Source organism: Thermodesulfobacteriota bacterium, assembly GCA_040758155.1.
Classification (GTDB): Bacteria; Desulfobacterota; Deferrimicrobia; order Deferrimicrobiales; family Deferrimicrobiaceae; genus UBA2219.
This window is the reverse complement of sequence record JBFLWB010000061.1, coordinates 1-3,753: the sequence shown is the minus strand read 5'-3', so window position 1 is coordinate 3,753 and position 3,753 is coordinate 1. Positions and strand designations below refer to the sequence as shown.

Sequence of the window (3,753 nt, the reverse complement as noted above, 5' to 3'; positions counted from 1 at the left end):
CGGTCCCCAGGATCCCGTTCATCGGCGTGCGGATCTCGTGGCTCATGTTCGCCAGGAATTGGGACTTCGACCGGTTGGCCTCCTCGGCCGCCTCCTTCGCGGCGTGGAGCCGCGACAGCGCTTCCCTCAGCTCGAGCGTCCTCAGCTCGACCGCCCGGTCCCGCTCCTGCACCTGGTCGAGGATGCTGTTGAAGCCGTCGAAGAGGTAGCCCAGCTCGTCGTCGGCCTGCTTCGCCCCGCGGACGGAGTAATCCTTTTTCTCCAGGACGGCGTTCATCGTCCCCGCCAGCTTCTCGATCGGGCGGGAGAGGACCCGCGCCAGGTACCGCGAAAGGACGAACGCCAGCAGGCAGGCGGCCGCCAGGATGCCGATCATGATCGTGGCGGACCATTTCATCACCTGGCGGAACTTCTCCATGGAGGAGCGGATCACGATCGTCCCGACGACCCGCCCGTCCTCTTCCACGTCCTCGACGACGGCGAGCGTCCGGCCCAGCGGCAATAACCCTTTCGCCTCGAACCGGATCGCCGCGACCAGGTCGGGGTCCGCCCACGTGGGATCGGCCGGGTCCTCGATGCCCGTCAGGGGGCAGGGCTTCCCCGGCTCCCCGGGACGGAAGTACCGGCCCAGGATCCGAAGGTTGGAGTCGACGACGCAGGCGGAGAGGATGTCCTCCCGCGCCTCCAGGGATCTCAGGGCTTCGTCGATCGCCGCCTTGTCCTCGAACAGCACCCCCGCGACGGACGCTTTGCCGACGACCTCCGCGATGGAGGACAGATCTTCCCGGACCGCCCCCCGGAAGTAGACCGTCCAAACGATCGAGATGGCGAGGAAGACGCCGACCAGGACGGCTGCCGCGGAGAACATGAACGCCGCGGTCAGCTTGTTCTTGATGGAGGATTCCCGGAAGCGACGCATCGTTCCCCTCCTACCTTCCTTCGTCGCGGTGGACGGCGGCCGCCAGGGAGAGCAGCTTCGAGCTGACCGTCAGCCCCGCCCGCCGCGCCGCGTCCACGTTGATCTCGAAGCCGACCCGGTCCCCGCGCATGACCAGCCCGATGACGCCTCCGCGGGCCGCGAACCGATCCATGTCGCCCACGGTCAGGATGTTCCGGGCGTGCGCGCCCTGGAGGATCGCCGGCAGGCGCGACTCCTCGGAGGACGAGACGAACGCCATCCGGCACGATCTCAGGGATTCCAGCGTTTCCACGTTCCGCACGACGATCGGCCTTCCCCGGACGGTCTTCCGCTCCAGCAAGGCAAGCGCGTCCCCGAAGGGATTTTCCCCCACCACGCCGATGACGAACGGCTCTTCGGCATCCCGAGAGGGGACGCTCCAGTTCCAGGTCACGAACTTCGTGAAATTGTACAGGAAGGCGGCCTTGACTTCGTACTCGTGGATCGGCGTGTGATGTCCGGATGCCGGAAGCGGGTGCCCCGCGGCGAGGAGCAGGACCAGCCCTATCGCGATCGGGCCGGCCGCTTTTCGGTGTCGGGTCGCCATCCGGCGCGTCTCCGTCAGAACCTGCAGGTGGCCTTGACCCGGAAGTTCCGGCCATCCTGCGGAATGGAATCCTGCAGGTGCTCGGGCCCGGCGGGATCGGCGAAGCGCCGGTCGAAGATGTTGTAGACGCTCGCGGACAGCTCCAGCCCTCCGGGAAGATTCTGCGCCAGAATAGTTGCGTTCGCCACCGTGTACGCCGGCACGGAGGGGATCGTTTTTCCCGGAAGGGTCTTCCTGCGGCCGATGTATTGCGCCTCGGGGGAAAGGAAGAGCTTCCCGGCGACCAGCGGAACGCTCAGGTTGGCCTTCGCCATGTCTTCCGGGGAATTGGGGAGGGGCCCGGAGTTCCGGGCTCTCGATCGCTGTTTCGCGTAGCTGACCCTGCCGGAGAGCCCGCCGGCCTTCTTCCCCTCCAGCTCCAGCTCTCCGCCGTTCGCGACGATCGAGCCGTGGTTTCTGAAGACGATCAGGCCGTCGGCCGGGTCCAGCTCCGCGTGGATGAGCTGGTGGATGCGGTAATGGAAGGCCGCCGCCGTCCCTTTCCACCGGACGCCGAAGGCCTCGGCGTACCGCTCGAGGACGGCCTCGTACGAGTGGATCTCTTCCGGCCGCAGCCCCGGATTCGCCTTCTGGGTCTGGAGATTGTCCCCGTAATGCAGCTCGTAGTCGGTCGGCGCCCGGAACGCTTTTCCGTAAAGGAGCTTGGCCGCCGTCTTCTCCCGTGGATGCCAGATGAGGCCGACGCGCGGGTTCCACGTCCCGCCGAAGGTGTCGTAATAGTCGAACCGGATCCCGGCGTTCAGGATCCATTTCGGGTGGAAGCGGAATTCGTCCTGGAAATACGCGGCGGCCACGTAGGAGGAATGATGGGAATCGAGGTTGGGCGCGGGGCCCCCCGCGTCGAAATTTGTCTGTTCCACCCGGAAATTGCTTCTGTACTCCGCTCCCGCCGTCAGCCGGTGCCGCTCCCGGAACGTCTTGACGGTCTTCAGCTCGGCGCCCCACGAGCGCCCCTTGCCGAAGTCCTTGTTGACGTCCGGGAAATAGATGTAATCGCCCCAATACCGGTAATCGTCATAGAACGCTCGCGCCAGCACGTTCAGCCCGCGGGGGAGGTCCTTCTCGAACCGGAGATCCAGGTAGGTGAGCTGGTCGACGGTATAGGTCCGATCCGTGTTGAAGGTCGTCCCGTATGGGGCCGTGGGGATCCATTTTCTGCGGTAGCTGCGCGATGCCTCCAGGGTGAAGTCGCCCCGGGAGGCCTTCGCGAACACGTTGTAGAACTTTTCCCGGTCGGCGTTTGCCGCGAGGCCGTTGTTGGTCGCGGGATCGTCGAATTCCGGGAAGAACAGGTCCTGGCCTTCGCTCCGGGAGACCGTGCCGGATACGAGCAGCTCGGCCTTTTCCGGGAAATCCCGGCCCAGCGTCGCCCTCCCCTGGAACGTGCGCCACCTTCCGGCGCTGCCGGCGAGCTCCGCACCGTCGACCTCCCTCCCCCGTTTCGTGAGGACGTTGATGATGCCGAAAAAGGCGTTCGATCCGTACAGGGAGGAGCTGGGGCCGCGCACGACCTCCACCCGCTCCACGAGGTCGATATCCAGGGGGAAATCGTTTCCGATCATGGCCTGGTCGTAGACGCTGTTGTTGATCCGGTGGCCGTCCACCAGGAGCAGGACCCGGGTGTTGTAGTCCCCGGGAGGAAGGAATCCCCTAATGCCGAGGTACTGGTAGTTCCGGTCGTCGGTGACGTGAAGCCCCGGGATCGACCGGAGCAGGTCCGCCAGGTTTCTGTATCCGTTCTTGCGGATATCGTCCGCGGTCAACACGCTTGCGTACGAAGGCGCCTCGTTCGTTTTCTGCTCGTACCGGGAGGCCCCGACGACGGTCACGTTCATCAGCGACTCGAGGCTCATCTCGGTCAGGTCGATGGCCCCGAAGGCTTCGCCGGGCGCCGTCAATGCCAGGGCAAGCAGCAGGGGAAGGAGCCGCGGAAGAAATTTGTGCCGTGCCTTCTTCTCGAAAAACATGCCGATGCCCCCGGAAAGGGAATTTTTCCGAAATCGGTTTCTTCATCGGTATTTCCAGGGAAATCCTTAACCCGCATTTCTCACCAGCCTCCTGCTGCGGCGGCGGATACGGGCACACCTACTGCGTTGTGCCCCTCCCGCCGGGAACGGCATGATGGTGCCGGCGTCCGGGGGTACCCCAGGGAGCGTTTCTTTCCCGGGAGTGGGGCGCTCGGTCGGGC

Annotated in this window: 3 protein-coding genes; all 3 read right to left on the bottom strand. The window is 65.3% G+C overall.

The window, feature by feature from the left end:
- On the bottom strand, positions 1-919 hold a 919-nt coding region (locus tag AB1346_03810), incomplete at its 3' end, for a CHASE sensor domain-containing protein (protein MEW6719556.1).
- A 10-nt stretch (positions 920-929) separates the two neighbouring features.
- Positions 930-1,505 (bottom strand): YfiR family protein, encoded by a 576-nt coding sequence (locus AB1346_03805; GenBank protein MEW6719555.1) that lies wholly within the window; start codon positions 1,503-1,505, stop codon positions 930-932.
- Between the two features lie 14 nt (positions 1,506-1,519).
- The gene (locus AB1346_03800) at positions 1,520-3,532 is read right to left on the bottom strand and encodes a TonB-dependent receptor (protein ID MEW6719554.1); all 2,013 of its coding nucleotides are present in this window, start codon (positions 3,530-3,532) and stop codon (positions 1,520-1,522) included.
- Between the last annotated feature and the right edge of the window lie 221 nt (positions 3,533-3,753).